20 protein-coding genes are annotated in these 24,998 nt (G+C 41.8%); 12 read left to right on the plus strand and 8 right to left on the minus strand.

The window, feature by feature from the left end:
• Positions 1 to 5: 5 nt before the first annotated feature.
• The 4 genes from ACSLBF_RS18255 to ACSLBF_RS18270 form a co-directional block, all read right to left on the minus strand.
• Positions 6 to 470, minus strand: coding sequence for a DUF4920 domain-containing protein (locus ACSLBF_RS18255; protein ID WP_440056821.1), 465 nt, complete (start codon positions 468 to 470; stop codon positions 6 to 8).
• Positions 471 to 585: 115 nt separating this feature from the next.
• Entirely contained in the window at positions 586 to 1,287 is a 702-nt protein-coding gene (locus tag ACSLBF_RS18260) for a TorF family putative porin (RefSeq protein ID WP_440056823.1), read from the minus strand.
• Between the two features lie 73 nt (positions 1,288 to 1,360).
• On the minus strand, positions 1,361 to 3,547 hold the full coding sequence (gene katG, locus ACSLBF_RS18265; RefSeq protein ID WP_440056824.1) for a catalase/peroxidase HPI: 2,187 nt from the start codon (positions 3,545 to 3,547) through the stop codon (positions 1,361 to 1,363).
• Positions 3,548 to 3,731: 184 nt separating this feature from the next.
• Positions 3,732 to 5,111, minus strand: a complete 1,380-nt coding sequence (locus tag ACSLBF_RS18270) for a glycerophosphodiester phosphodiesterase family protein (RefSeq protein ID WP_440056825.1) — start codon at positions 5,109 to 5,111, stop codon at positions 3,732 to 3,734.
• A 268-nt stretch (positions 5,112 to 5,379) separates the two neighbouring features.
• On the opposite strand from ACSLBF_RS18270, the gene ACSLBF_RS18275 reads away from it, so the two are divergent.
• On the plus strand, positions 5,380 to 7,182 hold the full coding sequence (locus ACSLBF_RS18275) for a choice-of-anchor I family protein (protein WP_440056826.1): 1,803 nt from the start codon (positions 5,380 to 5,382) through the stop codon (positions 7,180 to 7,182).
• Positions 7,183 to 7,383: 201 nt separating this feature from the next.
• Here ACSLBF_RS18275 and ACSLBF_RS18280 read toward each other — a convergent pair whose 3' ends face one another.
• A complete protein-coding gene (locus tag ACSLBF_RS18280) occupies positions 7,384 to 9,282 on the minus strand; it encodes a M6 family metalloprotease domain-containing protein (protein ID WP_440056827.1) in 1,899 nt (632 codons plus the stop codon).
• Between the two features lie 690 nt (positions 9,283 to 9,972).
• On the opposite strand from ACSLBF_RS18280, the gene ACSLBF_RS18285 reads away from it, so the two are divergent.
• The 10 genes from ACSLBF_RS18285 to ACSLBF_RS18330 all read left to right on the plus strand — a co-directional run bounded on the left by ACSLBF_RS18285 (position 9,973) and on the right by ACSLBF_RS18330 (position 20,370).
• Positions 9,973 to 10,923, plus strand: coding sequence for an SPFH domain-containing protein (locus ACSLBF_RS18285; RefSeq protein ID WP_440056828.1), 951 nt, complete (start codon positions 9,973 to 9,975; stop codon positions 10,921 to 10,923).
• 3 nt (positions 10,924 to 10,926) lie between these two features.
• Positions 10,927 to 11,379 (plus strand): NfeD family protein, encoded by a 453-nt coding sequence (locus tag ACSLBF_RS18290; RefSeq protein WP_440056829.1) that lies wholly within the window; start codon positions 10,927 to 10,929, stop codon positions 11,377 to 11,379.
• Positions 11,380 to 11,714: 335 nt separating this feature from the next.
• Positions 11,715 to 13,031 carry an ABC transporter permease gene (locus tag ACSLBF_RS18295; protein ID WP_440056830.1) on the plus strand — a complete coding sequence of 439 codons (1,317 nt, stop codon included), beginning with the start codon at positions 11,715 to 11,717 and terminating at the stop codon, positions 13,029 to 13,031.
• Between the two features lie 16 nt (positions 13,032 to 13,047).
• A complete protein-coding gene (locus ACSLBF_RS18300; RefSeq protein ID WP_440056831.1) occupies positions 13,048 to 14,259 on the plus strand; it encodes an ABC transporter permease in 1,212 nt (403 codons plus the stop codon).
• A 34-nt stretch (positions 14,260 to 14,293) separates the two neighbouring features.
• The gene (locus ACSLBF_RS18305) at positions 14,294 to 14,983 is read left to right on the plus strand and encodes an ABC transporter ATP-binding protein (protein ID WP_440056833.1); all 690 of its coding nucleotides are present in this window, start codon (positions 14,294 to 14,296) and stop codon (positions 14,981 to 14,983) included.
• A gap of 193 nt (positions 14,984 to 15,176) precedes the next feature.
• The gene (locus ACSLBF_RS18310) at positions 15,177 to 15,851 is read left to right on the plus strand and encodes an ABC transporter ATP-binding protein (RefSeq protein ID WP_440056834.1); all 675 of its coding nucleotides are present in this window, start codon (positions 15,177 to 15,179) and stop codon (positions 15,849 to 15,851) included.
• Entirely contained in the window at positions 15,845 to 16,795 is a 951-nt protein-coding gene (locus ACSLBF_RS18315) for an HlyD family secretion protein (RefSeq protein WP_440056835.1), read from the plus strand. Before ACSLBF_RS18310 ends, ACSLBF_RS18315 begins: the two co-directional genes overlap by 7 nt.
• Positions 16,788 to 17,945, plus strand: coding sequence for an efflux RND transporter periplasmic adaptor subunit (locus ACSLBF_RS18320; RefSeq protein ID WP_440056836.1), 1,158 nt, complete (start codon positions 16,788 to 16,790; stop codon positions 17,943 to 17,945). The genes ACSLBF_RS18315 and ACSLBF_RS18320 overlap by 8 nt, the downstream gene beginning before the upstream one ends.
• Positions 17,942 to 19,135 carry an efflux RND transporter periplasmic adaptor subunit gene (locus ACSLBF_RS18325; protein WP_440056837.1) on the plus strand — a complete coding sequence of 398 codons (1,194 nt, stop codon included), beginning with the start codon at positions 17,942 to 17,944 and terminating at the stop codon, positions 19,133 to 19,135. Before ACSLBF_RS18320 ends, ACSLBF_RS18325 begins: the two co-directional genes overlap by 4 nt.
• Positions 19,135 to 20,370, plus strand: a complete 1,236-nt coding sequence (locus ACSLBF_RS18330) for an ABC transporter permease (protein ID WP_440056838.1) — start codon at positions 19,135 to 19,137, stop codon at positions 20,368 to 20,370. Before ACSLBF_RS18325 ends, ACSLBF_RS18330 begins: the two co-directional genes overlap by 1 nt.
• Positions 20,371 to 20,454: 84 nt before the next feature.
• Here ACSLBF_RS18330 and ACSLBF_RS18335 read toward each other — a convergent pair whose 3' ends face one another.
• From ACSLBF_RS18335 to ACSLBF_RS18345, 3 genes are all read right to left on the minus strand, one after another.
• Complete coding sequence (locus ACSLBF_RS18335; RefSeq protein WP_440056839.1) at positions 20,455 to 20,742, minus strand: hypothetical protein; 288 nt, start codon at positions 20,740 to 20,742, stop codon at positions 20,455 to 20,457.
• A gap of 150 nt (positions 20,743 to 20,892) precedes the next feature.
• Positions 20,893 to 21,240: a hypothetical protein gene (locus tag ACSLBF_RS18340; RefSeq protein WP_440056840.1), complete on the minus strand. Its 348-nt coding sequence runs from the start codon at positions 21,238 to 21,240 to the stop codon at positions 20,893 to 20,895.
• A gap of 33 nt (positions 21,241 to 21,273) precedes the next feature.
• A complete protein-coding gene (locus ACSLBF_RS18345) occupies positions 21,274 to 22,107 on the minus strand; it encodes an ATP-grasp domain-containing protein (RefSeq protein WP_440056841.1) in 834 nt (277 codons plus the stop codon).
• 190 nt (positions 22,108 to 22,297) lie between these two features.
• On the opposite strand from ACSLBF_RS18345, the gene ACSLBF_RS18350 reads away from it, so the two are divergent.
• The gene (locus ACSLBF_RS18350) at positions 22,298 to 24,976 is read left to right on the plus strand and encodes a PKD domain-containing protein (RefSeq protein ID WP_440056842.1); all 2,679 of its coding nucleotides are present in this window, start codon (positions 22,298 to 22,300) and stop codon (positions 24,974 to 24,976) included.
• Positions 24,977 to 24,998 lie beyond the last annotated feature (22 nt).

Genomic DNA, 24,998 nt, shown 5'->3' on the forward strand with positions numbered 1-24,998 from the left:
AACCGTTAATTTGAGATGGTCACTGCATTAGGGCGAAGCTGAAATACGGTGATCGGTGAAGTAATTAAAGTGACATCAATCGCTTCGCCGTTTTCTTGCGCTTTATGTGCCAAATGCGCCTTGGTCTCTTCAAGTGACAGCTGCATTTTCTGTAGCATACCCGTAGCGAATGCTTCTCGACCTATTGAAGCCATCGGAAAAACCATGTCACCGTCATTTACTTTTACTGTAATTTCATAACCTTGGTGGACATTTAAATTCATCCAGCACCCTTTTTTACGACAAACCTTGGTGACTTCACCTTTTAAGGTAATCACTCTACCTTGATATGCCTCAATATCATCAAGTACCATTTGCGCATCAACCAATTTGCTCATATCCGCGCCACCGGCAAACTCAAGAGGGGTAGCAAAACTAAACTTAGAAAAAATCGCCAACGAAAGTGCTGTTAGTTTTATTGAATCCTTCATCGTATTTTCTCCATTACATACTAATTGCTTAATTGTCAGCCAGTTAAGTAGAACTATAATCTAGCGTTTGTAATGAATGAATGCAAGTCGAAAGTTAATTTTGTGTAAATAAAATTCAGTTCAGTTCAAATGTTTTAGATAAAGAAGCGACAAAGGTTGAGCCGGCGTAAGAATCAATATCATTCGCAGAATAACCTAGCGAAAATGCGAAGCCATTTAAGAAGCTATAGGTTCCAGTCAAATGCCAGTGAGTGTAGTCATTGTCACCACTTTCCCACTCGAATTTACCATCATCAAAGCTAACAGAGTGATCAACGCCCAGCATTATGGAAAACTGTTCTGACAGTAAAAACGTATGGGTCAACATGATAATCCCATGATCAGCGCCTGTTCCTAAATAATCCCATGCGTACTGAATGTTGAGTACAGTTCGCCCTACCCTAAATTTAGAATAGGCCTGTGCGTAATTAAGCTCCGAACTACCACCATCACCATGAAATGTGTATTGTGACATTCCCACATCCATATTAATCGTCTGGCTTAACGCAAATCGATAACCACCATAGAAATTTCCTTCGAGCTCCGTACCTCCGGCAAAATCCACTTCAGATACTGCGCCACTTGCATAGAGGCCCGAACTGTTAAACCAGTCCAAACTGGCTTGTAGCGCTTCGCTTTCTTTGGTTTTACTTACGCCATTGTAGAGGTAGTCTGAAGCGATAGTAACGGTGGAAGATAAATTCGCTTGGACAGAAAGCGAACAACATAACATAAAAAGAGAGACGGCGGATCTTGTTGCTACTTTTTTAATTTCCAACTTGTTGTCCTCAATGACGCTGATATTGCATTAGGGTGCCGTCGAATAACAACACCCTAATGAACAATGGCTATTACGAAACATCAAACCGGTCTGCGTTCATCACCTTGCACCAAGCTTGAATAAAGTCATCAATAAACTTTTGCTTGTTATCATCCTGAGCGTAAAACTCAGAATATGCTCTAAGCACGGAGTTTGAACCAAACACTAAGTCGACTCGTGTTGCTGTCCACCTTACCTTATTACTCTGACGCTCAACGATGTCATATGAATTTTCGTCTTTTGGCTGCCATGTGTAGGCCATGTCAGTTAAATTGACAAAAAAGTCGTTACTCAAAACACCCACATTATCCGTTAATACACCATGCTGAGATTGACCATGGTTGGTATCAAGCACTCTCAATCCTCCAATTAATACTGTCATCTCTTTTGCCGTTAACCCCAGTAGCTGAGCTCGTTCAATCATCAGTTCCTCAGGCTGCACAGCATAATCTGACTTCAACCAGTTTCTAAAAGCATCATGAATTGGCTCTAAGACAGCAAATGAGTCTACGTCAGTCATCTCTTGTGTTGCGTCACCTCGACCCGGTAAAAATGGGACCTGAATTTTCACCCCAGCGTTTAGCGCAGCCTGTTCAATCGCCGCATTGCCGCCAAGAACGATGAGATCAGCCATTGTCACCGGCTCAGTAAAGCTAGCTTGTATCTGCTCCAATACGCTTAACACTTTCTGCAGTCTAACCGGTTCATTGCCTGGCCATTCATTTTGTGGTGCCAAACGAATACGAGCACCATTTGCACCGCCCCTAAAGTCACTGGCTCTAAAGGTTCTCGCACTATCCCAAGCGGTTGCAATTAGCTCTGCTTGATTAAGGCCTGACTGTAAAATCTGCTGTTTTAGCTGCTGTTGCTGTTGCTCCGTCAATAAATACTGAGTCGGAGGTATGGGGTCTTGCCAGATTAACTCCTCAGCTGGTACTTCAGGACCTAAATAGCGAGACTTTGGTCCCAAATCGCGGTGCGTAAGTTTGAACCAAGCTCGCGCGAACACATCCGAGAAATACTCTGGATCAGCATAAAACTTTTCGGATATTTTGCGATATTCTGGATCTTCTTTTAACGCCATATCAGCATCTGTCATCATTGGCATGCAGCGAATATTGGGGTCCTCAACGTCAGATGGTTTGTCTTCCTCTTTTATATCAATAGGCTCCCATTGCCATGCGCCTGCTGGGCTTTTGGTCAGTTGCCATTCATGATTAAGCAACATGTGAAAGTAACCGTTATCCCATTTAGTCGGCTCTGTGGTCCATGCTCCCTCAATGCCACTGGTCACCGTATCTCGTCCTACACCACGACCGTTCTGATTAACCCATCCAAAACCTTGCTCATGAAGGTCCGCGCCTTCCGGCTCAGGTCCTAAATTTTTTGTATCACCATTGCCATGTGCTTTACCAACCGTGTGTCCACCCGCTGTTAACGCGACCGTTTCCTCGTCATTCATCGCCATTCTGGCAAAAGTCACTCGCATATCTTGTGCGGTTTTTAATGGATCAGGGTTTCCATCTACTCCCTCCGGATTGACATAAATCAGGCCCATCATGACTGCAGCCAGCGGATTGTCGAGCTCTCTTGAACCCGAGTAACGGCTATCCTGATTTTTTGTCGGTGCTAACCACTGCTTTTCTGAGCCCCAATAGATATCTTTCTCTGGATGCCAAATGTCTTCTCTGCCACCTGCAAACCCAAAGGTTTTTAGGCCCATAGTTTCGTAAGCAACATTTCCCGCCAAAATCATTAAGTCAGCCCATGAAATCTTGTTGCCATATTTTTTCTTAATCGGCCAGAGCAAGCGTCTTGCCTTGTCTAAATTACCATTATCAGGCCAACTATTTAATGGTGCGAAACGCTGGTTACCGGTATTGGCGCCGCCACGTCCATCAGCGACTCGATAAGTACCTGCAGCATGCCATGCCATACGGATCATCAAGCCACCATAGTGTCCCCAATCTGCAGGCCACCAGCTTTTGGATTCAGTCATTAACACCTGTAGGTCAGATTTAAGCGCTTGATAATCCAACTGTTTAAACGCTTCTTTATAATCAAAGTTAGCATCAAACGGATCCGTTTTACTGTCATGTTGATGTAAAATGTCAAGATTGAGTGAGTTGGGCCACCATTGATGCTCAGTATGACGAGCAGTGGCATTAGCACCACTTAGTGCGGGACAAAGCTCGTGGGAAGCTGTTTTATTGTCCATTTCATTCTCCTTGCAGTAATAGCCTTGATCTGTAAATTTGTTTTTCATTATTATGGCTAAAGGCTAGTTTGCTTTGGAAAAGTACGCCACTTAGCTCACCTGAAACGGTTGAAGTAAACGATAAAAGGTAAGTGAATAAGCACAGAACCTTTAATCTCTGCGCTTATTCTTTTGCGATATACTTTTAGATGCTAGCGGGTAATCCCATACAACTGGCATAGTAAGTCGTGGTCGCTGGCCAATCAGAGAAAACCCCTATCACTCCAACTTGCTTCGCCAATACGTCAAGAGCAACAAAGGCATCACCTTCTTTACTGATGATACTTTCACCACCGTGAGCACCATTTAGGCTCTGATAGTACCAACCGCCGCCTTGTGCTAAGTATCCGGAGCGCTCTAGAGTCCAGGTAATAATATTTAATCCAGCAGCTTTCGCTGCCTTTGCATACGCAGACGGAACAATTTTTCCATTTTCAGTAGTCAGCAATGCCCATAGCGGCGGAGCAATAATCTTTACACCATCGGCGGCAAGCGCTTCCATAGTAGGAACCAATAGCTCGGGATTATTCACCATTTGCTGCGCAGTTACTGAATTTTCGAGATCGGTTGCTTGTGCCTCGTAACGATCATCAAGGAACACCGCTTGCTTGCCAAATTCTGGAGTTTGCGCAATCCAATAATCTAAATCTGATTTGTTAAATGACTGCAACCAGACATCGCTTGCCTCGACATTGGCAGCTTTGTATTCATCAACGATTTTTTGTGCATAGTCTTGCTGAGAAAAGCCATCAAAAGGCATGGCTACTTGGGGCGTCTTTAACTCTGGCGTCATTTTTACACCCAAAGATTTAAATAACTCAATGCTCTGAGCATGAGTCATAAGCGTGCCGCTACCAGCATATAAATCAGTGCGCCAATTGGCAGTACCATCCATATATTCTTCGACAGTTGTCGCCATCGTATTTGCACCATCCATTTTACCTTTTAACGTCATAAACTCAGCCAAGGTAATATCACTGGTACAACATTGCGCCTGCGCTGCTGTTTGAGTGGCTGGATCGGCAGGGATGAAAGGTGTTGTACATTTTTGCGCTAAATCTGTCGCCAAAATGTTGGTGGTTGTATGTAAATCGCACTGTGAGTGTCGACAGACCAGTGCTTTATCCTTAGTGAATGCGACATCGCACTCCAAAATACCCGCTCCCATCTTCGCAGCCGCGGTATAAGACTCTTTGGTATGTTCAGGGTACTGTAAAGGTGCACCACGGTGACCGATAGAGAAATCTGTTTTGTAAAATGGTCCATCCTTACATTGGGCTAATTTTGACTTGAGTTCGCTGTCCGCCATATCAGCTATCAAAAACTCAGGTCGTGTACCAATTTGCTTATTTTCAGCGCTACCTGCTGGCACTTGCACTACAACTGGCACTTCAACCGTCGTAATCACTTGCTCTGTCACGGTTACTGGCTTCTCTACTTGTACCACTTCAACGCTGTCGTCGTCACAAGCAGACACTATTAACGCGCTACTTAACACCGAGATTAAGGCTAGTTTCTCTCTCATATTATTAAAATTCCTTTGTTATTAGAGATATTACTCAAATACTTTGCGGGCTAATCTACCTAGGCTCTGTTACGGTACAAGGAATTTACTATGACCTTTTCATTGCTAATTTTTAATGATTTGTAATCAAATCGATTGCAAAACAACGACTGTTAGACCAAACAGCCTCAATAATAGGGACATAAAACTGCCATATAAATGAAAAATAGTTTTCATGGAAATGTGTTCGACTATGCCACCTATTCAGTTAATACAATAAAGGCATGTTATGCTTAAACGTTCTATTCTCGCTTTTACCCTTCTCGGTGTTTTATCTGGTTGTTCGCTGGATGGCGACGATGGCAAAGTCGGCGCCCAAGGCCCTGTAGGTCAAACTGGTGCAGCTGGTCAAAATGGAACGGCAGGCGCTGACGGCAAAGATGCCAATGCCCTTTTAGAAATTAAACTCATTGGTCGCGCAGTGCTCAATAGCGAAAGCCCTGAAGGCGCAGCGGAAATTGTTGCATATCATGCCGCAAAGCAATGGATTTATGCCATTAATAGTTCTGGTGAAAAAGCGGTAGTGAATATTATTCCAGCATCTGAATTCGACACCTCTGCATTAACTAAAAATAGCGAAGGTGTGGTTACAAACACCAACCTGACATCTGTCATTACACTGGAACTACATACACACACTCCAGGCGATGCCAACAGCATTGCAATTGATGAGAATAATCAGCTTTTGGCCGTTGCAATGGCGGCAAAGCCCAAAACTAATAAAGGCCAAGTAGCATTTTACGATATTTCTGGCGCGACACCGGTATTTATCAAAAATGTTGAAGTTGGTGCCTTACCAGACATGGTGACATTTAGTCACGACGGTAAAAAAGTCGTCGTAGCAAATGAAGGCGAGCCTTCGGATGATTACAGTGTTGACCCTGAAGGCAGCATCAGTGTCATCGACATAGAAAATGCTGAAATAGCCAACACAGCAACACAAATAGGCTTTAGTGCTTATAACAGCAAGCAAGCGGAGCTTGAATCCAAGGGGGTTGTATTTGCCAACCCTGCTGGTCGGACCATAAATGGCAATGCAATCAACACTAGCGTAGCAATGGATCTAGAGCCTGAATACGTTACGATTTCAAAAGACAACCGTTTCGCTTACGTGTCAATTCAAGAAAATAACGCTCTAGCAGTCGTTGATTTAGCGGACAATTCGGTTGAGTTAATGCCACTTGGTTTCAAAGATTGGTCAAGCTATAAACTCGACGCATCAGACAAGGATGGTGGCCTAAACCTCAGAAGCTATCCAGGTTTATATGGGATGTATCAACCAGATACGATTGCCAACTACACTTGGAAGGGAGCTAACTTCATTGTTACAGCCAACGAAGGTGATGGTCGTGAATACTTTTTTGACGCCGAGAGCGAAGCGGACTGCAATGCAAAAGGCGGCTTAGATTACGACAAAGATGACGGCTGTCTTGCATATACTGATGAAAGCCGCGTAAAAAAGCTTGCTCTTGCACATAACTTTGCCTATTTGAACAATGATGACAACGATATTGGTCGTTTAAAAGTCACCACGGTTAAAGGTGATGCTGACAAAGATGGTCTTTACGAAGAGTTATACACCTATGGCGCACGCTCGTTTACGATATGGGATAGTAGTGGTCAAGTTGTATTTGACTCCGGCGACCAAATTGAACGCATAACCGCTTCAGTACATGGTAGTGCATTCAATAATGATGAAGATACTAATGAGGGTGATACACGCTCTGATGCGAAAGGCCCAGAACCTGAAGCACTAGCATTAGGCAAAATTGGTGATCGCACATTTGCGTTTGTGGGTTTAGAGCGTATGGGTGGCGTAATGGTCTATGACATCAGCAACCCCTATAACGTCACATTCTCTGATTACTTCTATAATCGCGGTACCGTGGAAGGTGCCGATATTAGCGGTGATTTAGCCCCTGAAGGTATGGCATTTATTCCAGCAGAAAAAAGTGCAACTGGCGAAGCACTATTGGTAATAGGAAATGAAATCTCAGGCTCAATTGCGGTTTGGCAAATTTCTGAGAAATAGAGCTCAAGTTGGTTATACCAATCCGCTTAACTAAGTGGCCTATTTTGAAACAAGAAAACCTTGTCGATAGTTAGACAAGGTTTAATCATTCAAAATGATTAAGTGTTATTGCGGATTGGTATGACACGGCTGCAGCTGATAAATCAACAAAAGATAAAAAGAGAACGACCTTGCGTCGCTCTCTTTTGCTCTAGAAATACACTACTTTTTGACCGTTAGACGATACTCACCTGCACCTGAATACGAATACACCAAAATTCGATAGTAACCAGAGGCTGCGCTGTACGTTATCGCTTCTTGTGAGGTTGGTGTTTCTGAGATTGCCACTTGTTGCCAGCTACCTCCCCACTTTTCAAGTTTCAAATCAAAGTCAGCATTGTTGGGTCCAAGCAAAGATAATTGGATCTGCCCTCCGTCATAGCGGAACCAGCTGCCATTAGGCTGAATATCCTGACCTCGGTTGGTTAGTGTTCCCGTGTACACTTCACCATCATCTGGCGGCGTGGTATCAGAGTTAATCGTAAATGAAATTTGCTGCGCAGGATCTGATATTTCAACCAACTTTAATCCTGAGTCGCTTCCATTCCACCAACGGGCATTGGTCCCCTTGCTTGATAAAGCATTTGGTAGGTCCTTTGTAAACTCACCCGCAATATCGTACAAGTCACCACCATCTCCGCGATTTACATTATTTTCTGGGTCACGTTTGGCATCTGCATGCTCCATCTGGATATATGGATACCATTCATTTGAATTATTACCTTGCGAGTCAACATGCCAAATTGCCAGTCCTGAGTCAGGTTGTTCGGAGTTTTGGCCTGACTGATGAATCGCTTCAATATAAAACGCTTCACGACTATTTGATGGATTACTCCATTTATACGAAGTATTGCTACCCGAGACGTGAGTTAAGCGCCCGGTTGGGGCATTTGAGTTAATTGCGGGATTCAGTTCGGTTACCGTATCCCAGCCAGCAAGCGCTCTAAAATGCGCCACTGGAGGGGTTGGTTTATAACGGTTGGTATTGCCAATCGCACCAAAACCCATCACCCCGAAACTTGCCACTGAACCGTGTGAACTACCATCATAATCATAGAGATCGGGCCAGTTTGTAATTAAATGACCAGACTCATGAATAAATGTACCAATTGATAAGCTGTCACCCATATCTGTAATTTGGTAGCGATCTGTACATACACCGTCGGCACAAAATTGTGGGCTTAGCCTTGCCATATGAGGCCAAAGGCCTTTTGACCAAGCGCTATCGGAGCCACCAGCATAAAAAATGTTTAAGCCACGGATCTGATTGCTAGAATTGGTGGTTAGCGAAGAAAAGTCAAAACCTTGTTGGTACTCCAGCCAGTTGAGCGCTTCTTTGATTAATTCTTGCGAGCGAACGGTGGCACTTAAACTACTATCTGCATAATACGATTTGTTTTTCTTCGCGGTATAGTAGGCAGTAACGGTGTTGGTGTAGTCCAATTTCTGATCAGAAACCGTTCTGAAATAGCCTCTTACCGATTGAGCGTTGCCAAAGTCAGAATAATTAAGATCATTTAAAAACCGTTCAACTTGAGACTGTGAGATGGTGCCGCGTTCATCAGGAAAGTCGATAATGATAGTAAGCCCTTTAACATCCCCACTAATTTTCATGTCGATTTCTGAGTTTGCGATCTGTGAACCTTGCAACTGCTCATCAGAGCCTAACATTTCTAACATGGCTCGAGAAACCTTCGTTGCTTTTACTTTAGACGAGAGTCCCTGTTGCTCACTGCCTTTGATTTTACTTATCAGTAAGTTGCGTTTCTCCTGTGACAGGATATGCCATTCATTTGTCACCAATATTCCTGTTGAAACTAAGCTTTGTTGATCTAAGCTCAGTTTCGCATACGCCATACCCTTGAGCTTTGCGTCATACACCACTAGCTTCCCATCAAGGGTGCGTTGCTCAGCGTAATAGTTGTTTCCGTCAAGGATCATGGTGATCACTTCACCATTAGGTTGTGTAAATTGGTATTCCTTTTGGTTGTAAGGAATCGCCGCGCTGGCGGCAAAGCTGGACAGTAATAATCCAGCCAGAATTACTTTGTGCAAGTGCATGTCAATGCTCCCTTGGTTACATTCTGTACAATTATTTAACATACATCAGCATTAAATAATTGCAATTTAAATTCCAAAAAAGCCATACTCAAAACCACAACAAAGCTATAACACCATGATTAAAAGAAAAAAATAATAAACACTCCGATTAGATAAATTCACATAACAATGAATTTAACAAAAACACAAAAATAAAGTTTACAACTATTAAACATTAATTTATCATGTGGTTGTTCCTTTGAGACTGACCCTTTGTACCCAAATGTTTGAGTCGCAAATGGACTCCCGAGAAGTAGAGCTTGCTGACTAGGATGTTGGCATTATTGGGATTTCCTTGGCAAACAGCTTGTTGCTATTGGAGTTTGTTTGGCAGGTCGGATGACCTGCCTTTTTTTATGCCTAAAAAACGTCGCCAAAGAGCCGCCAGCCTATCACTTTATTGCTAGATACGACTATACTTGCGCATACCTTTGTTATGGCCATTGAAACCACCTGCTGGATCATTTACTAACTTGCATTACTTCACAGGCTGTGAAATATTGAAGTTACGTGCCTAAATTAGGAATTTGCAAAATCTACTACTAAAATACTGGCTTAAATCTACGTATCAACTAAAAAGAGCTAAGTAGAAAACATAAACTTTCACCACTTTAGTTGCAGTTCTTTGCTGTTATAAAAAGGATAATCACCATGGAACCAATCGATTTATTATTTAATTACCTGCTGACCATAGAAGCGTTTCTGCTTGTTTTGGTATTAGTCACTTTAAAAGGGAGTATTAAGTTTGTTCCGCAAAATAGAGCTTGGCTTATTGAGCGTTTTGGTAAATATCAATCCACGAAAGAAGCTGGTCTAAACTTTATTGTTCCTTTTATTGATCGTGTTGCTGCTGACAGAAGTTTGAAAGAACAGGCTGTTGATGTCCCTTCTCAGTCAGCTATCACCAAAGATAATATTTCTCTCATTGTTGATGGCGTACTGTATTTTCGAGTACTTGACCCTTACAAAGCAACCTATGGCGTAGACGACTACATCTTTGCAGTGACTCAACTTGCACAAACGACGATGCGTAGTGAGCTTGGCAAAATGGAGTTAGACAAGACTTTTGAAGAACGAGACTTACTCAACACCAACATTGTAGCGGCTATCAATTCTGCATCTGATCCGTGGGGGATCCAAGTGTTGCGATATGAAATAAAAGATATCGTGCCACCGAATTCCGTTATGGAAGCGATGGAAGCACAAATGAAAGCAGAGCGAGTCAAAAGAGCGCAAATTTTAGAATCAGAAGGCGATAGACAAGCAGCAATTAACGTCGCGGAAGGGAAAAAGCAAGCGCAAGTTCTAGCTGCTGAAGCAGAAAAAACCGAACAAATTCTAAAAGCGGAAGGTGAAGCAAAGGCAATCCTTGCGGTTGCAGATGCGCAGGCTGAAGCTCTGCGTAAAGTTGGTGACGCTGCAAATACGGAAGAAGGTCAAAAAGCAATTCAGCTAGACTTGGCAACAAAAGCGATTGAAGCCAAGCAAGCAATTGCCAAAGAGTCCTCTGTCGTTCTGCTACCTGAAAACGGTACAGACGCTAGTTCCTTAGTTGCACAAGGTATGTCAATCATCAATTTACTTAATGCCAAACAGAGGTAAAACATGGAATATATCCTCAACCACATGTCAGAAAGTTTAGTGATTATAGGTCTGCTCTGTCTTATTGTTGAGATTGCAGTTCTAGGTTTTGCAACCTTTGTGTTGTTTTTCCTAGGAATTTCGCTGGTCATTAGTGGTGGACTCATGTTTACAGGACTTTTGGACGACAGCTGGCAGACCGCATTGTGGTTTAACGCCCTTGTAACATCACTGCTAGCCATCTTTTTGTGGAAGCCGTTAAAACGCATGCAATCGATAACAGATGACAAACAAGTACACACCGATTTTGCTGAGATAACTTTTACGTTAGAAAAGGAACTAACGTCTGATAGTAGAACTTTTTACAATTACTCGGGTGTTGCATGGCAGCTAAAATCAAACACAACGATCCCTGCTGGCACGCGCGTTAAAGTGTTCAAAAAAGAAGTGGGCCTCTTTTGGGTAGAACCTGTATAATTTAGCAAATGGCAACAATGTAATGTATTTCTAAAAGCTCATTCTTGTTGCCTCTCCTCTTAAAATCTCTATTTCAAAGGGATTGCGACATTCGAAACAGATTTTTTGTTTAGAAAGTTGTTTGAATCCCTTTGATTTAGCATAAATTCATGTTACAAATTAGCAACCAAATCTTAATAAACAAAATGGCTTTCTGTCATGAAAATAGACCTAGCTTTTCTTGACGCAAACGGTCATTTTATATCTAGTCCTTGTAATTAATTGGGAATGCGGTCGTATTAATAATATTTTCGACGCACCACTGGAATAGAAAATATCTAAGTAAGGAAACTACTGTGCTTTTTTATTATATAAAAATAGCCATGCTTAGCATCAAAAAATCCCCTGTGCTGGTTGCACTTATGGCACTAACCATTGGCGTTGGCATTGCCGCATTCATGACGACTACGACCATAACCCATATGATGACTAAGAGTAGTCTGGGCGATCGATATAACCATTACTACAAACCTCAAATTGACAGTTGGGCGCCCGATGAAGATTACTGGCCAAGTAAGCCTCACCTATTACCTCCAGCCCTGAGTTACAAAGACGCAATGAACCTCATGCAGGCCGAACAGCCATATGAACAAATAGCGATGGGTTGGATTGATTATTATGTGCTGGCTGTATTCGATAATCGTGAAGTACACCCGTTTGAAGTCGTTTCAGGCTCCGTCCAAAACAACTTTTTTTCTTTTTTCGAACTCCCCTTCCTTTACGGTAGCCCTTGGTCAGATCAAGATGATAAAACGGGTGCGCCAGTGACTGTTATCAGTAAACAAGCGAACGACAGGTTGTTTAACGGAGAGAACTCAGTCGGTAAGCAAGTCAGCTATGGCAGCAAACCCTTTACCGTAGTAGGGGTCTTAGATAGTTGGCATCCATTGCCTAAATCCTATGCAAGAGGCAATGCAATTTTAGAAGATCCAGAGGATTTGTATATTCCGCTACAGTTCCATGTCAACGCTATTGACTGGACTCCAAATGGATTTGAATGCTGGGGTGCGATACCGCAAGACTGGCAAGAAAAAATGAATTCAGACTGCACATGGGTTAACTTTTGGGCATATTTGCCCGATAAAAAAGCCCAAAAAGAATATTTATCTTTCATTAATGCCTATGTAGAAGAGCAAAAAGCTTTGGGTCGGTTCCCAAGACCCGCAAAAAACAGACTTGTGTCTATTCCTCAGTGGCTAGAAATACAAGAAGTAGTAAATGACGATATTCAAATGATTTCTTGGTTATCATTTTTATTTCTGATTGTCTGCTTACTTAATACTCTCAGCATGATGTTGGCGAAATTTATGGCCAAGTCAAAAGAAATTGGCTTACGACGAGCAGTTGGCGGTTCAAGACTCGATCTGTTTTCTCAATACTTTGTCGAGTCTGCTTGTATTGGTGTATTAGGCGGAATCGTCGGCCTGCTTTTAACCTTTGTCGGTCTTTATTTAGTGAAAGAAATATTTACCCATATGAACGCAGATTTAATGCAACTTGATATTACCATGGCTGCTACCGCAATTATTGTAGCACTTATGTCTACCATACTGATTGGCTTATACCCGACGATTAAAGTAAGTGGGTTAATGCCCGCAGGACAGCTAAAATAAGCAATAAGGACATATCATGCAAGATGCACCATTACAGCTAAAAACATTGCTGAAACACAAGATTGGTCCCCTGTTACTAATTTTGCAAATCGCTATTACCTTCACCATTTTGACAAACTCCGCTTTTGTCCATTCAGTGAAAAAGCAAGAGACATTAAGGCCTACCGGACTTGATGAAGACAACGTGTTGTTCATGAGTTCGAATAATTATTTGGTGCCAGATGAAAACCTGCCAGAGCGTGTTGAACAAGATATTCACTGGTTGAAGCAACAACCCGAATTTGTCGCTAGTGCACAAATATCAGGTGCACCACTAAGTCATCATGGTTATTACAAATATATTTTCACAGAGCCGGCAAAAAAGGGGATCGAAGCAGGAACAAACTTATTTTATGGAAATGAGACGATGGTATCAGCGCTTGGTGCTGAACTGGTGGCGGGTGAAGACTTCGTGGAAGCTGATGTCAATATCGTTGTACCTAGCGAACAAACTGTACCGTCACAAACCATCATAACCAAAGCACTTGCAGAAAAAATATCGCCAGATAATTGGCGTGATGCTGTGGGTAAGTTTATATATTTCGACGATAGCCCAGTGCAAATCAAAGGGATCATCAACAAAATGCAGGGCTACTTTACCAATTGGAGAAATAATGAACACAGCGCTTTATTGCCAACGGTAATTGCTATAACAACAGTCGAATACGTGGTAAGGGTAACACCTGAAACTAAAGAAAAAGCAAAGCAAAAGTTACTGAGCCACTTCAATGGAACTGGCGATCGAGTTGTCGTCGAACTACAAGATCTGGCTGAAATTAAAAAACAGGGTTATGTTCCACAAACGTCTGTTAGCAATACTTTATTAATTGTTATCGCAAGTGTGGCATTCATCACAACCATGGGGATCATGGGCCAAGCGAACTATTCGGTCGGTCAACGACACAAACAAATCGGTATAAGAAGAGCTTTAGGTGCAACCAAAGGCAATATCATTGCCAACTTTATGTTTGAAAATGCATGTATATCACTCATAGGTATTGTACTTGGAATAGCGACTTGTATTGTTCTAAATTATCAACTCATGCATTCTTTTTCATTACCCAAACTGCCCGTGGATTACTTAGTTTTGGGTGCTGCTTTTTCCTTGTTGCTCGGTCAACTATCAGTGATTTATCCAGCACTAAAAGCCGCCTCCATTCCTCCGGCAATCGCCACTCGTGGCAACTAAGTAGGCTCCATCACAACTTATTAAGGAAAGCGCTATGTTCAAAATGATAAACTTGGCAAAAGCCTATTACACGGATACCGTGAAAACACAGGCGTTAAAACCTTTTAACTTAGAGATTAATCCAGGTGATTTTGTTGCTGTCACAGGTCCTTCAGGATCTGGAAAAACAACATTTTTAAATATTGCTGGATTACTTGAAAATAGTTGTGAAGGTCAATATTTTTTAGACGGTCAGGATGTCTCTAATCTGAATGACAAACAGAAATCTCGCCTACGGAATGAGAAAATAGGTTTTATTTTTCAAAGCTTTAACCTAATTCCGGAAATGAACTTATACGACAATGTCGATATGCCTCTACGTTATCGTAGACTCAGTGCCAAAGAGCGACACCACCGCATTACACATGCTTTGGAGCAAGTCGGCTTGGCAAGTCGTGCAAAACACTTTCCAAGCCAGTTATCCGGTGGGCAACAACAACGTGTCGCCATTGCACGTGCACTTGCAGGAAGCCCTGCATTTTTGCTCGCAGACGAACCGACAGGAAACCTAGACAGTAAAATGGCTGCAGGTGTAATGGAACTATTGCAGGAAATTAACGCTAACGGCACCACCATTGTGATGGTCACTCATGACCCACAGCAAGCAGCGTTAGCTTCTAGGATAATTCAAGTCAAAGATGGCGAGTTAAGCGAGTATCAAAGCCGAGCACAAGCAATCGCATAATAAACTTAGCACTCCTACTGAAGTTGCTTGTTTCGCCTAAGCAACTTCGGTGACCAAATCTCATTAGTACATCTAGTGCTGCAACTAAGCATTCACAACAACAAAAGTCAGCTATAGCAATAGACAAAAATATCGATATCTGGTACAAACAGTCTTATTATTCCATAAAAATATCATTTTAAAATAAGGGATTATGATAGAAGTAGAAAATCTTAGTAGAACTTATGGTCATGGTGAGACTCAAGTTCACGCGCTACAAAACGTTTCTCTGAACATTTCTGAAGGTGAATTCGTCGCCATCATGGGCTCTTCCGGTTCTGGAAAATCTACCCTTATGAATATATTGGGCTGCCTAGATACACCTACTTCAGGCTCTTATCGTCTTGCAGGCAGAGAGATCCGCAGTGTTGATGATGAAACCCTATCCGCTTTACGCAATAGAGATATCGGTTTTATTTTTCAGACCTTTCATTTGCTTACTCGCTTATCCGCGCTTGAAAATGTGACTTTGCCATTGCGCTACAGTGATACCAGTACTGAAAATGCAAAGGCTCTGGGCATGGTAATGTTAGAAAAAGTTGGCCTAGCAAACCGCTCTCATCACAAACCGTTTGAAATGTCAGGGGGCCAACGTCAGCGTGTTGCTATTGCTAGGGCATTAATTAACAATCCCAAAGTCATTTTTGCTGATGAACCAACAGGTAACCTGGACAGTAAAACCTCTCACGAAATCATGGAATTACTCTGTAACCTTCATCGCCAAGGTCACACCATCGTAATGGTCACGCACGAGGACGACATCGCAGCTTATGCGCAGCGTGTCGTAAAAATGAAAGATGGGATAAAAGTGGAGGATAGCCAATGTTAAAGGTTTTATTCCTCGTGACTTTAGTAGCCACTCCGTTCTCTTACGCTAAGAATATTTTGTTAAGTGGAGTTGTTAAAGCTGGGGAAACTCAGCTGTTTTATTCTCCTGTAACTGATGATTGGCGAGCACAAATCCAATGGATGTTACCTGAGGGAGAAGTGGCCAACCCTGGCGATGTGGTTGTGGTATTTGACTCCGGCTCTATCGCCACCACTATCGACCAAGAAAGAGTCTCACTAGATGCGGCTAAAGATGAACTAGAACGTATCAAGCGTGAAGCTAAACAGTCTATACTTGAAGCGGAATACGCACTAAAAAAAGCGCAATTACAGGTTGAACGGGCACGTATTGATGCCAATGTCCCCAGTCAAAACCTCAGTGAATATGACTACCAGCAACACCAACTTAATCTTGAAAAAGCGATTATTGCACAGCATAAGGCACAATCCACTCTAGAAGACAATAAGATAAAAAGCGATGCGCAAATAACAAAGCAGCAGGTGGAAATTGCCCGATTGCAAGCAAACTTAGATTACAACGAAAATCAGCTTGCCAAAATGAGCCTCAGCGCACAAAGGTCTGGTCCAATACTTTATGCGGACCATCCATGGCAAGGTAATAAACTCTTTCCGGGAGCATCTGTCCAACCAGGCTGGAAAGTCGCTGAAATTCCGTCTGCAAATGCACTTTTCATGGAGGCTTGGATTCACGAAGTAGACATAAAGTCGATAGAAAAAGGAATGAAAACCCAGATAACCTTTGATGCTTACCCGAATAACGTCATTTCATCCGAGATTTCTGAGCTATCCACCCAACCCGAGGAGCGGCAAGAGTGGGGACAGGGCATGTACTATCGCGCCAAGCTCACTTTTGAACAAAATCTTTTACCATTGCTACCAGGTATGTCTGGTGTGATCACCTTACAAGGTGCACATCATGAATAACAAGCCTTTAATCATTGTCATCTTATTACTGCTAGTCACTGGTTGTCAGACAGAGTCGAGTCAGTCTTTTAAATTGGCTCCACAGCATGTGAAAATGACCGTATCTGCAAATGGTGAGTTAGAATCCAAAACTCGTGCTTTGGTCGCGCCTCCTTCTATAAAAAGAATGTGGCAATACAAAATCAAACACCTAGTCCCTGAGAATACCCGAGTCAAACAGGGGCAAATAGTGGCTTCTTTCGATGATCAATCCGTAAGAGAACGTCTAATTGACTACACCTCAAGACTAGATCAGGCTCAAAAAGAATTGGAAAATAAGCAAGCACAAGAAGCTAAAAAATTTGAAGAGCTAAAGCTTGCACTTGCTGACGCTCAAAAGGAGTTTGATAAAGCGAAAAGGCGAGCTGAAATCATTGATAATGCACGTTCAGAAAATGACCGAAGAAAAGCTGAAATTGATTTCACTATCGCTTCTCTTGATTTAGAACTAGCACAAAAGAAATTTGAGTTTCATAAAGAAAATACGGCTCTGGCAATTGGCGTTGCTAAAAGCAAGGTGGCCAGAATCGACTCCGATGTTAAAAGCATTAAAGCTGAGATTGCCAAGTTAAAAGTCACCTCCCCTATTGATGGCGTTGTCGCTTATCGGGTGAATAATCAGGGAGAAAAACCAGCGGTTGGTGAATCAGTGATGTTCGGTCAACCTGTCATTGAAGTTTCGGTTGTTGAAGACATGCAAGTGAAAGCACAAATAAACGAACCAGACTTTGGTAAAGTTAGCGTAGGTCAGCACGTTAAAGTGACGGTGGACAGCGCTGATGAATATGTTGTCAGCGGCAAAGTTATTGAGCTCGGCAGTGCTTTTAGAGAAAAATCTACACAAGATAAAAGCCGTGTGATTGACACAATAATTGCGTTGGATGTCGTGGATGTAGACAGACTTCGGCCAGGCCTTTCTACTCGTGTCGAAATTACAGTTGCTGAGTTTCCAGATGCCCTTGCAGTGCCAGTCAGTGCGATTAAAAAGCAAGGCGACGAGCATTTCGTCGACACTGACAAAGGGCAAAAGACGGTAACTATTTCCCATATCGCAGGTGATCTTGCTGTCTTGGCAGAGGGTGTGACAGTGGGCATGGAGATCAACTTATGAAACAGTCATTAGTGTTACTTGTCATGGTTGCGCTCGTAGGTTGCTCAGAAAGTAACGTGCAACCAGATGATCTTTTATACACAGTTGAAAAAAAACCTTTTGCTATTGAAGTGTATGCACAAGGTGAGCTTGAATCCTCTAATAGAGTGTCAATTACGGTTCCAGCAAGCAGTAACGGTCCACAGACCTTGTCGTGGATCATGCCTGAATATTCTGAGGTAAAAAAAGGCGATGTCATTGCCAGGTTTGACGGTAGTACCACCGAACGCCGAAAACGCACCAGTGAATATGAACAAGCAAAGCTTAATCAAGATCTCAATAAAACTAAAAGCGACCTCAGCACCCGAGAAGAGCACCTGTTCCAAGACATAAAAGTTGTTCAGGGAGATAAAGACTTCGCGCAACAATTTGCTATTAACGATACCCGGATTTTGTCTAAGTTAGATATTTTGGACCGGTCACAGAATGTTGACTACCTAAATGCCCAAGCGAATTACTATGCTTGGCAAAAATCTCAGTTTACTGCCACCTCACAAGGCGAGATTGAATTGCTTACTATCCAAGTCAAACAGCATCAACAAAAGATAAAGATGTATGACAAGAACCTTTCTTCATTGGAGATCGTGGCACCTAATTCGGGGCTGTTAACTCATGCAGCTAACTGGCGTGGTGATAAACCCAAGCCAGGTTTAACCATGTGGCCAGGTCACGAAATAGCTGGACTGCCCGATATTACTTCATTACAAGCCAAGCTACACATTCACGAAAAAGAGGCAATTGGTATCGAAGCTGGCCAACGTGTTGAGTTTTCTCTACTGTCTGACAGCAAACAAACGTTTTTTGGCAAAGTAAAATCGGTTTCTCCTTATCCTCAATCCATTGAGCGAGGAGACCCACAGAAATATTACGAAGTTATTGCCACATTAGATGAACAAAATCCAAACTTTAGGCCAGGGTTTAAGATCAATGCGAAGATCCATGCCTTACCCGAACGGAACGTACTAACGGTGCCCAAACACAGTGTTATTAATGAGCAACAATCTCGGTACGTACTCGTTTTGCAAAATGGACAATTGCAAAAAGTTCCTGTTGAACTGGGACAAAGCAACTTTAGCCATAGCGAAGTTACTTCCGGCCTACAAGCAGGTCAAAAGATCTCATTACTCACTGACATGGGAAGTTTAAATTAATGAAGTATTTAGACCTATTTTCCGACGCAATTGTACAACTACAACAACATAAGTTACGCACACTGCTTACTTTGCTGGGTATGATTTTCGGGGTTGGTGCGGTAATCGCTATGCTCAACATTGGTGAGGGTGCAGAGCGTGAAGCACTGAAAATGATTGACTCTATGGGTATTAACAACATTATTGTTGAAGCCAAAGACATCGAAGAAGACGATTTAAAAGAACAACGCAAACACTCCAGAGGGCTGAGTTTACTTGATGGCAGAGTGGTTGTTGATGCGTTACCTCAGATAGACAGTTTCGCAGCAGAAAGACACATCGATACCTATCAAATCTATAGCCAATACCAACGTTATGATGGAGAGGCTGTTGGTGTAACTGCCAATTATTTTTCCTTGAGCCACTTTGACCTCGCGGAGGGTAGAGCATTAAATCAAAGTGATAGCGATGATTTCAAACAGGTCGCTTTATTGGGTGCCAATACTGCCGCTCAGTTATTTCCTCTCGGCAATGCGGTAGGCAACAGAATCAAAATTAATCATTTGTGGTTTGATGTCGTTGGCATTATGCGTGCCCCTAATTTATCAAAAAAAGAATTTCAAGGTGTTGAACTTGGCGGTGAGCAAAGCCGAATATTTGTCCCTTTAAGCACTGCGATTAACCGCTTTGATAAAGCTTTGTTGGATCCTGAAGTAACTCAGTTAAAACTATCAGTCTCAAAACCTTATAGCCCAATTGAAGTTTCAAAGGTGGTTAATCATGTACTCTCAAGTCGTCATGGTGAAGTAGATGACTACCGAATCACCATCCCAGCAGCATTGCTTGCACAGCAAAAACAAACACAAGCGATTTTCAATATTGTGATGTCATGTGTAGCAGGTATTTCACTATTGGTCGGTGGGATTGGCATTATGAATATAATGCTCGCGACAGTGTTAGAAAGAACCAAAGAAATTGGCTTATTGCGCGCGATTGGCGCGACGCAAAAAAATATCCAAGTGCAATTTATTACTGAGAGCTTTACCATTTCCATTCTAGGAGGTTTACTCGGCGTGGTTTTCGGCTTGCTACTTTCGGAAGTAATCGCCTTTTACTCGGAGTGGGCAGTATCTTGGTCGCTCAATGCTATTATCTTATCCTTCAGTATTTGCGCGTTAGTCGGGTTAACTTTTGGTGTTTATCCAGCAATTAAAGCTTCCAAGTTAGATCCGATTGAGGCATTACAAAGCGACTAAAAACTTATTCAGTAGTACAAAAAAGCACCTTTAAATACCAAGGTGCTTTTTATGTGTTTGAATTTACTGAGTTAGAAGTAGTATTTAACCACCACCATTTCTGGTATCTCTGCCGCCTCTAGTAGCCATGGCGCGCTGCATTTTCTGTGTATCCTTTTCCTGATAAGCTTTCATATACGCATGTTGCTCTTTGGTCATACATTTCTCTTTAGCGAATCTCGTGCCAAGCTTCTTTTCTTTAATACAAATATAGGCATCATCAGCTTTTAGTGTATCAACCATCTGGTCTCTTTTATCTTTAAGATCTGTTGATTCACAGCCCGTAAGTAAGAAAGTACTTAACATTAAAATACTCAAGATTACCCTTTTCATAATAAATCCTTCTTTAAAATCATTTTGATCTTCTAGGCAATAGCGTTCATCATACTACTGACTATTATTTAATCTACACAAATTACAATCAGATGTGTACCTTGGATTACAAAAAAGACTGTTAAGCTCAAAGGTAACCGCCACCGCAGCCTACATGCTTAACCAAGATAAGGCACTCACAGTGAAAAACGCTATCCAGGATAAATGTTTACCCCTAGTGTAATAAAACGACAGTAGCCCACTGATTGCGAACACCAGTGTCACGGTGTAAAGCACGATAACATTGTCGGGTAATAGTAAAATAAGCCCCGCAAACCCAAACCATGCGAAACTGGTAATATGCCAAGCGAAACGCAATGTGCCTTTGGTAAAGACATCACTGCCAAAAAGGTGAGGCAGGTTATCTCGCCTGAACAAACGGATCAAAATGTACTTTTCACCTAAAATACTGTGAATCAAACCACAGAGCATGAGTATTGCTGCTGCCATATAAAGCATAAAAACTCCTTTTAGTTTTGATAGTTAGGTTGGTTACCACCTACTCGCAAACATCTGTAATGCGCTACGATACATGTTTACCACAGCTTGATGACCTTTTACGGGATCACCTTTAATAATATTGTTGAATTTAGGTGACGAGTTTAATTCGATGAGATGTAGTTGATTCTGCCCATCTCTGATTATATCGAAGCCAACAAAGCCAATATTTAACTTTTCAAAAACAGGACTCACAAACTGATGAAGCTCATCTATCAATGCCCCATCTTCGATTAATGAAGCCTGTTCATCATGCTCCCAATACTTGGCATTAAAACCCGCAGCATTGCCTCTGCGATAAGCAAGCATCGGCTGCCCAAACGCAGACACCAACCGATATTCAACTTGCGTATCGACGTATGGCTGAACAAGCGCGATGTAATCGTACGAATAACTTTCTTTGTCAAATACCAGAGTAACTGCTTCAGCCAGTTGCTCCGCAGAATCACACAGGAATACATTACTCCCAAGTGCACCTTTATTTCTTTTTACCACAACAGGATAGCTAAACCGCAGCTCTACCTGTGCAACAATTTCAGCTACACTTTTACAATCCAAATATTGCTGATACTCAGGTTTCGTATCTGGATCAAGAAAAGCAAGAGTTTCAGGCAGTTGAAGAGTGTTCTTAAGCAGCTCAAAGGTATGCATTTTATCCAAACAGATACCAAATACTGATTCTGAATTGAATGGCGTTTTGTTCAATTCAAAATATTCAGGCCCTTTGGCAAACTCTACACGAACCAGATTTTGTTCTTTATCGACCAACTCATAATTCAGTCCAAGCTCATCGCAAGCCTCAACCAAACATGCTATTTGCTTTTCCATATTTTCCCTACCTAATTGCCACTCTAATTAGTGTCTTTTAATGGCGCTATTAGAGACTGAATTCATAACTTCGTCTAGCCATTTTTTAGAAAACATAGATGAATTTAAATCGGCTGCATTTGCGCTGAAAGTACCTTTTTATGATACAATTCCCAAGCTTTTGGTAATAGTAATTAGGAATATAAGCAGCATGCAATTAAAGCATTTATATCAAGCGCTTTTCACAACAATGTTAGGAGCAACATTGACCGCCTGTGGCGGTGGAAGTGGGGGTAATGAAGCAACAGGTGATAACGGTGGGAAAATTGATAACAGCAACAAAGCCCCAGTTATCGAGCAAGTTGCACCGTACACGATTAAAGAACGCGATCAACTAACCATTAACGCGCAAGCCAGTGATGAAGATGGCAGTATTGCGAGTTACCTATGGCAACAAACCGACGGCACGCAAGTCACGCTTGAAAGTAGCGATACCAGTGCATTAAGCTTTGTAGCGCCTTCTTTAATCGAGCCAGAAACACTCACATTTAAGCTGACCGTTACCGATAATAAAGGTAAGTCTACTTCTACTGAAATAGTCGTAGATATAGAGATCTATTCAGAAATTGATGCGCTCGCAATCACCGACGAAAACCTCAAGAAATGCCTAAAAACTCAATCAATTAGCGATGCAGGCATTCGATCTCTAAATTGTATTGACTATCCAATTGAAACACTCAGTGGAATACACGCTTTAACAAAACTCGAAAGTATCCATATTGAGAATGCCCAATTAAGAGACATCGATGGGCTTAGCCAAATCGAAACGTTACATTCGCTAAGCTTAAAAGATGTAAGGAATAAAGAGGTTGCACAAGGCAGCCTAATCAAAGAAATTAATAAATTGACAGAGCTTGCTTCACTGAGTCTAGAGAACTCCTCAGACTCTTACTACGCTTCATCTGGACTCAATTATGCATCACTAAGGCTAGAAAGCTTCACAAAACTAAACAACTTATCGATTGTTGATTATTCTTCGCATTGGTCTCCAGTCGTTGATTTTAAAGCGCTCAATAAAGATCAACTTACAAGACTAACACTAAAAGGGCTCACCCCAATAAACCTAGATAACTTCGAGGCATTTTCAGCACTTCAGCACCTACATTTGGATTCATCCTCTCTTACGCTTTCGCTAAACTTTATTTCCTCATTACCTAGTATGGAAACATTAGAGCTTTCGAACGTCGTCGTATCTGATACCAGCGCTCTAACTTCAGCTCATGGCCTAAAAAATCTGCAGCTTGTCAGAGTTGATATAGACAATCTTGATTTCATAAATAATTTCAACAAGCTAGAGAAACTAATCATAAGCGATGCAGGCTGGAAGCCTTTCGACTTAGATACACTTACCGCTACGGATACACTGTCAGAACTTTCGTTGTACGCACTTAACGTTACAAATAGTGCGCCGTTATCTAAGTTCAGTAAACTGGAAAAACTCTCTTTAGCCTCATTGCAAATCGACTCAATTAATTTTCTTGAAAGTACGCCCTTGTTACAACAGCTAGAGCTGAGTTACCTAAGATCTCTAGAAGACATTTCCACACTCAAGTCGGTTCCTTTGCTGACAAAGCTAGTATTAACCGACATTGGCTATAACCGTGTCGATACATCCCCGATAGCACACCTAGCAAACTTACAGCATGTTGAGCTTAAAAAGTCTGAAGAAACACATTGGCAAATTGCTGATTATGGCATTTTTTCTAATAAGCCTATAAAAAACCTCGTACTGCATGTTAATAACCTCGATAGCGACTCACTTTCATCAATTAAAACATTAGAAAGCATGGAACTGTTTATTAATGAACAGGTTAAATTGCCAAACTTAAGCAGCTTCCCAGCACTAAAAACAGTTAAGATAAAAGACAGGAGTAATTATAACTCTACACAAGTATTTTCTTTGAATGCACTTGGCGAAAACCAAAGTGTTAAAGAGCTAGAACTGAATGGTCTATCGAAGCTTAATAATATTGAGCAACTTGCAAAGTTCAAAAACTTGGAAGCTCTAACGATTTACTTTGCTGAGATCCAAGATATGTCTTCGCTAAAGAGCCTTAACAAACTAAAACACTTGTCACTTTTTAGGAACAAGGATTATTTTAACGCTGAAGTCCTTACTGAACTACCGACGCTTGAAACGCTCTCAATTCTTGACACCTATCTAGAATGCAGTGATATCCAGCGGCTAAATAATTTAAAAAACGTCAAAGTTAATATCAATAGAGGCTGCGTTAAGGAGCCTATAAACCTAGAACTGATTAAAGACCCAGCCTTAGCTCAATGTGTTCAGTGGAAGGAGTATAGTAATGAGGTCACTTATTTGAACTGCACCCAAAGTGGTATTACATCTCTAGAGGGTCTTGAACAGTTTGAAAATTTAGCAAGTCTAGAGCTAAGGTTTGGCGATTTCTCTATTTTGGGTGAGCCTGTTTTAAGCAGAATGGATAAATTGACTAACATTACCCTTAGTATGTTCTCGGGCAGCCTCCCTGAAAAAGTTTACTGGTCTGACTCATTGCTAAGATTAGAGATTATTGGTGGGAAAGAACCGATAGATTTCGGGCAATTGTCACCTCCGCGCTCTTTGACAAATCTGAGGCTAATATCTAACCAAGTAATCAACTATGGTGATATTTCAAACTACAGCAATTTGAAATATCTGTTACTGAATAAAACTTCTATCTCAAATATTGAGCCACTTAAGTCGTTAACAAGCTTATTAGGATTATCTCTATATGATCACCCTGATATCACCTGCGAGGATTATGTAACACTTCGCAATACCTTAAGCGATACTAGTATCTATGGTTTTAGTGAAAGGTGTAATTAACAAGGCGAAAACCACCTCCCTT

Source organism: Pseudoalteromonas sp. T1lg65, from assembly GCF_051930985.1.
In the GTDB taxonomy this organism is placed as follows: domain Bacteria; phylum Pseudomonadota; class Gammaproteobacteria; order Enterobacterales; family Alteromonadaceae; genus Pseudoalteromonas.